Below are 6,000 nucleotides of genomic sequence, written 5' to 3'. Positions count from 1 at the left end.
GACGTGCCATCTAAGTATTGCTTAGCAATGATACATTTTAGCTCTCGGCTATATTTGGACATAAAAAGACCCCCAATAATTGGTGTCCAACTATTGGGGGTCAGTTCATGATGCGGCTTCTTTAAATTTGGCCCCCTTGTCGAGACTTGAACGCGGGCGGCTAGGTTTGTGACATTAACTTGGAACAAGTTAGTCGCAGTTATATACGAAAAAAGCCCAATCTTTCGATTGAGCTTTTTTCTGAATTTGGCTCCCCTTGCAAGACTTGAACTTGCGACATACGGATTAACAGTCCGCCGTTCTACCAACTGAACTAAAGGGGAATTGCTTGTTAGCGACGCGAATTCTAATAATAGTCCGAATTTCTGTCAATAAAAAATAGCAGAAAAAAATAATATAAAAAACTTTACTTTCTTGGACGCCTTACCGGATTTAGCCTTTCTTTAGTTATCCACCAAAATTGTGGATAAGTGTGTGTGTGAAACTTTAACAACAATAATTGGGATAAATCTGGGAATATAAAAATTTGAGGTAAGGTAATGTATTTAAAAGATTTGTATCAAAATATCACTATTGTATAACTTTTGACGATTATAAAATATACAGTAAAACAAGTGCTATTTTTAGATTTTTTGGGGAAAAGTAGTGGATTAAAAATTGAGTGATTTAGCTGAAGAGATCTTGCAAGGGCACGGATAATACCAAGTTCTAAAAGTAAAAGCTATCACTGATATCTAATCTTAAGAAGCATTTCTCTAGATAATAGTTGCAACTACACTCCTCCTAGAGTGACAATGACCTGATTATAAAAACAGTATGGAAATGGCGACCTATGAGTAAACTCTTTGACTTGGTATCGGACTATAGCCCGTCCGGTGACCAGCCGACAGCGATAACCAGATTACTAGATGGATTAGATTCTGGTTTGGCACATCAAACTCTATTAGGGGTAACGGGCTCTGGTAAAACCTTTACTCTTGCCAACGTCATTTCTCAATCTCAAAGACCAGCAATCTTGTTAGCGCCTAACAAAACGTTGGCAGCTCAACTTTATGGCGAGATGAAATCTTTCTTTCCGAATAACTCCGTTGAGTACTTTGTTTCTTACTACGATTATTACCAACCGGAAGCCTACGTTCCAACCACGGATACCTTTATCGAGAAAGATGCGTCGATAAATGCTCATATTGAGCAAATGAGACTTTCAGCGACCAAAGCTTTGTTAGAAAGAAAAGATGCCATTATTGTTGCGTCTGTATCGGCTATCTACGGTCTTGGTGATCCTAAGTCTTATTTGAAGATGATGCTTCATTTGAGTCGTGGTGAGGTGATGGATCAGCGAGACATTCTACGCCGCTTGGCTGAGCTGCAATATTCAAGAAACGATGTCGCGTTTGAGCGTGGGCAGTTCCGTGTTCGTGGTGAAGTTATTGATATCTTTCCCGCTGAATCTGACCAAGATGCGGTTCGAATTGAAATGTTCGATGACGAAGTGGACTGCATTAGTATTTTTGATCCTCTGACTGGTGCGGTGAAACAAAGAGACTTACCGCGTTTTACCGTTTATCCAAAAACTCACTATGTCACCCCAAGAGAGAAGATCCTTGAGGCGATTGAGAAGATTAAGGATGAGTTGCGCGATAGGGCTCAATATTTAAAAGACAACAACAAACTGTTAGAAGAACAGCGTATTTCTCAAAGAACTCAGTTTGATATCGAGATGATGACTGAGCTGGGTTTCTGTTCCGGTATCGAAAACTATTCACGATACTTGAGCGGCCGTGCGGAAGGGGAAGCGCCTCCAACGTTATTTGATTACCTGCCTGATGATGGTTTGCTGATCATCGATGAGTCACACGTAACTGTGCCGCAAATTGGCGCCATGTATAAAGGTGACCGCTCTCGTAAAGAGACTTTGGTTGAGTTTGGCTTTAGGTTGCCTTCTGCGTTGGATAACCGTCCGATGAAATTTGAAGAGTTCGAATCGATCGCGCCACAAACCATTTTTGTGTCGGCCACGCCGGGTAATTATGAGATTGAGAAATCAGATGGTGAGATTGCTGATCAAGTGGTGCGTCCTACTGGCTTACTTGACCCGATTATTGAAGTAAGGCCTGTCGCTACTCAAGTTGATGACTTACTGTCTGAGATAAGAATACGTTCTGTTAAGGAAGAGCGTGTGCTTGTCACGACGCTAACTAAGCGAATGGCAGAAGACTTAACCGAATACCTTAGTGAGCATGGTGTTAAGGTTCGTTACTTGCACTCAGATATCGATACCGTTGAGCGTGTAGAGATTATTCGAGACCTACGTTTGGGCGAGTTCGATGTGTTAGTAGGTATTAACTTACTTCGTGAAGGTTTGGATATGCCTGAAGTGTCGCTGGTGGCTATTCTTGATGCAGATAAAGAGGGTTTTTTGCGTTCTGAGCGTTCTCTGATCCAAACCATTGGTCGTGCAGCTCGTAACTTGGAAGGTCGAGCAATTTTGTATGGTGATTCAATCACCAAGTCGATGAGAAAAGCGATTGATGAGACTGATCGTCGTAGAGAAAAACAACAAGCTTACAACGAAGAGCAAGGTATCACGCCACAAGCGCTTAAACGTAATATCAAAGATATTATGGAGTTGGGTGATCTAACCAAGTCGAAGCAGCAGCGCCAATCGAAGCAAGTTCCTCTATCTAAGGTTGCAGAGCCTTCTGAAAGTTATGCAGTACTTACACCGCAACAGCTTGATAAAGAGATCAGCAAGCTAGAAACTGCGATGTATCAGCATGCTCAGAACCTAGAATTTGAATTGGCCGCACAGAAGCGTGATGAAATTGAGCAGCTAAGAAAGCAGTTTATTACCAACAGCTAATCTCACTTTTCATTCGAAGAATTGTTCCCCTCAATACAAGAATTGAGAGTGTTTCAGGCAAAAAAACAGCCAGTAGTAAATGTTCTACTGGCTTACGTTTGTGAACACTCGGTCCACTAACAACGTCAGTTGGCTAGGTGACCCGAAGGTCATTTATACCGTTGCATCGTTCGTGCCAGATAGATAAAACATTGATTGTTTGAAGTAAGTAAAAAAACACACTACAAATATTGTGGCTAATTTGCATAATGCAAAGCGGAATGCGACTATAATAAGAAATGCAAATTATAAATGGCTAGGATATGCAATCAAAAACGCTAGATAACAAATCGAAGTATTTGTTGATGGTAGAGGATACCGCTTCGGTAGCAGCTTTATATCGCTCGTATCTTACACCGCTCGAAATTGATATCAACATTGTCGGCACTGGCCGCGATGCAATCGAGAGTTTGAATCATCGAATCCCAGACCTTATTTTATTAGATCTACGTCTGCCTGACATGACGGGTATGGACGTGCTATTTGCTGTAAAACAAAAATACCCTGAAGTTCCGGTTATCTTCATGACGGCTCACGGCTCTATCGATACCGCCGTAGAAGCTATGCGTCATGGCTCTCAAGATTTCCTTATCAAACCGTGTGAAGCCGACCGACTCCGTATTACGGTGAACAATGCGATCCGCAAAGCCACCAAACTTAAAAACAGCTCGGAACACCCGGGAAACCAAAATTACCAAGGCTTCATTGGTAGTAGCCAAACCATGCAGCAGGTTTACCGAACTATCGACTCTGCAGCATCGAGTAAAGCCAGTATTTTCATCACGGGTGAAAGTGGTACGGGTAAAGAGGTATGTGCAGAAGCTATTCATGCGGCGAGCAAGCGTGGTGACAAGCCTTTCATCGCAATTAACTGTGCGGCTATCCCTAAAGATCTGATTGAAAGTGAGCTGTTTGGTCACGTTAAAGGCGCCTTTACCGGTGCTGCAACTGATCGTCAAGGTGCCGCTGAACTCGCTGATGGCGGAACACTATTTCTTGATGAATTGTGCGAAATGGACTTAGAGCTGCAAACTAAGCTGCTGCGCTTTATCCAAACCGGTACTTTTCAAAAAGTTGGCTCTTCGAAGATGAAGAGTGTCGATGTTCGTTTCGTATGTGCAACCAACCGTGACCCTTGGAAAGAAGTACAAGAAGGTCGCTTTAGAGAAGATTTATACTATCGTTTATACGTGATTCCACTGCACTTGCCGCCATTGCGCGAGCGTGGTGAAGATGTCATCGAGATTGCGTATTCTCTGCTAGGCTATATGTCGGTCGAGGAGGGGAAGGCGTTTGTACGTTTTGCTCAGGAAGTACTTGATCGCTTTAATCAATATGAGTGGCCGGGTAACGTTCGTCAGCTACAAAACGTGTTGCGAAACGTGGTGGTATTGAATAACGGCAAAGAGATTACTCTCAACATGCTTCCACCACCATTGAACCAACCGATTGAAAACAGCCTGCGCTTGAAAGAGAAGCAGAACGAAGACATCACGGTAAAAGATATTTTCCCATTGTGGATCACTGAGAAGACGGCTATCGAACAGGCCATAAAAGCGTGTGACGGCAACATTCCCCGCGCGGCCGGTTTCTTAGACGTCAGTCCATCGACGATATATCGTAAGTTGCAAACGTGGAATGCGAAGCAGTAATCACCAAACAATAAGAAAATCATAATGACGAAAGTATTAAATCAGCAAAAAGTTGATGAGCTCGCCGGTGAAATAGGGCAAGAGAATGTACCAGTTTTGCTGGAAATCTTCTTAGGTGAGTTGAAAGGCTACTACGAACATCTAGAGATAAATAAAGCATCGGATACATCTAAGTACTTGGCTGATATAAGCCATGCACTTAAGAGTAGCGCTGCGAGTTTTGGCGCAGACTCTTTGTGTAGTTTTGCGATTAGCTTAGACGCAAAAGTGAAGCAAGCATTGCCTGTAACCGATATTGATTTCCAAGATATGCAAGAGCTCCTGTTATCAACGTACACTGAATATCAGCAGTTGATGACGGATCTCTAAAGCGGCTAGTTATTAAAGAGACTAAAAAAGGAGCATGATGCTCCTTTTTTTGTTTTTACTGGTCTCTGTCGTTTAGCCTAAGCTACAAGCATTAAGCTAGTTGATCCCTAATCGCTTGTTGGAGTTTTAAACGGTCGTGTCGCCAATCTCGGTTAGGAGAGGCAAGATCAGTGGTCACACAATTCCATTGCCCTTCTAATTCAGGGTGTGGTTCATTGCCCAGTACAATGTCTATTTTTCTTGCCTTACAGGTACGTTCACACCACTCCAATTGTTCTTGAAGCGTCATTTTTCCTGCAGGGCCGTGTTCTGGCGAAAGGTTTTCAACGAAGATAACTTTTGCCTTGGTATTTTCCGCGATTGCTTTGCCAATTTCTGGCAGTAGCAGCGGGGGCATCACACTGGTTAAAAAGCTTCCTGGTCCAAGGACAATGCAGTCTGCTTGCTCAACTGCAGCAACAGCTTCTTTGGTTGCCGGTACTTCTGGAGATAAGTCCATCATGCGCAGCTTTTCTGTCATGTCATCAACGTTGGTTTCGCCAGTTACCCAACGACCGTCCATTGATAAAGCCGTGAGATCGGAAGGGTGCTCGGTCATTGGGACGATATTGACATCGACCTTGAGCATATTTCGAATTAGGTTAATTGCTTCCAATGGGCGAACGGAAAGGTTGTCTAGTGCCGTTAGCATTAGGTTACCTAAGTTGTGACCATCGAGTTCACCTTGGCCGCGAAAGCGGTATTCGAACATCATCGAACTGATTGAAGGTTCTGTGATTAATTGGTTGATACAGTTGCGCGTATCTCCCCAAGCAATACCACCTTGGCAGTCTCGAATTCTTCCGGTGGAACCACCATTATCTGTCGTTGCAACAATGCCAGTTGCGTTGTTACCAAAGTCTTTTAATGCAGCCAGCATGCGACCTAAGCCATGGCCCCCACCGATTGCTACGACTTTCTTTGAAGAGTAAATATTCATTTTTTGTTCTTGTTAGATTATTACCAACTATAATTTAGGTTAAATGCTTCTCGTCAGATACTCAACAAGAGTTATTTTGAGGGTTTGATACGTTTTTT

At 43.0% G+C, this 6,000-nt stretch carries 4 protein-coding genes and 1 tRNA gene; 3 read left to right on the top strand and 2 right to left on the bottom strand.

All coding sequences use genetic code 11. The features are described 5' to 3' along the window. Window positions 1–247: 247 nt before the first annotated feature. A tRNA-Asn gene (locus NX845_RS11240) sits at window positions 248–323 on the bottom strand. Window positions 324–832: 509 nt separating this feature from the next. Between NX845_RS11240 and uvrB the strand changes: the two genes are divergently transcribed. The 3 genes from uvrB to luxU all read left to right on the top strand — a co-directional run bounded on the left by uvrB (window position 833) and on the right by luxU (window position 4,923). After that, window positions 833–2,863, top strand: coding sequence for an excinuclease ABC subunit UvrB (gene uvrB, locus NX845_RS11235; protein ID WP_017063461.1), 2,031 nt, complete (start codon window positions 833–835; stop codon window positions 2,861–2,863). Between the two features lie 302 nt (window positions 2,864–3,165). Continuing rightward, window positions 3,166–4,554: a quorum-sensing sigma-54 dependent transcriptional regulator LuxO gene (luxO, locus tag NX845_RS11230; RefSeq protein ID WP_004734031.1), complete on the top strand. Its 1,389-nt coding sequence runs from the start codon at window positions 3,166–3,168 to the stop codon at window positions 4,552–4,554. Between the two features lie 24 nt (window positions 4,555–4,578). Next, window positions 4,579–4,923: a quorum-sensing phosphorelay protein LuxU gene (gene luxU / locus NX845_RS11225; protein WP_004734030.1), complete on the top strand. Its 345-nt coding sequence runs from the start codon at window positions 4,579–4,581 to the stop codon at window positions 4,921–4,923. Window positions 4,924–5,014: 91 nt separating this feature from the next. On the opposite strand, the gene NX845_RS11220 is transcribed toward luxU, so the two are convergent. Then, window positions 5,015–5,902 (bottom strand): YvcK family protein, encoded by an 888-nt coding sequence (locus NX845_RS11220; RefSeq protein WP_017063463.1) that lies wholly within the window; start codon window positions 5,900–5,902, stop codon window positions 5,015–5,017. Window positions 5,903–6,000 lie beyond the last annotated feature (98 nt).

Source organism: Vibrio sp. NC2 (genome assembly GCF_025195005.1).
Taxonomy (GTDB): domain Bacteria; phylum Pseudomonadota; class Gammaproteobacteria; order Enterobacterales; family Vibrionaceae; genus Vibrio; species Vibrio splendidus.
This window is presented reverse-complemented; position numbering and strand designations above follow the sequence as displayed.

Bases quoted from the DNA above. Each gene is read 5' to 3' on its own strand.
- uvrB (WP_017063461.1), top strand. From the start codon at position 833: ATGAGTAAACTCTTTGACTTGGTATCGGACTATAGCCCGTCCGGTGAC.
- luxO (WP_004734031.1), top strand. From the start codon at position 3,166: ATGCAATCAAAAACGCTAGATAACAAATCGAAGTATTTGTTGATGGTA.
- luxU (WP_004734030.1), top strand. From the start codon at position 4,579: ATGACGAAAGTATTAAATCAGCAAAAAGTTGATGAGCTCGCCGGTGAA.
- NX845_RS11220 (WP_017063463.1), bottom strand. From the start codon at position 5,902: ATGAATATTTACTCTTCAAAGAAAGTCGTAGCAATCGGTGGGGGCCAT.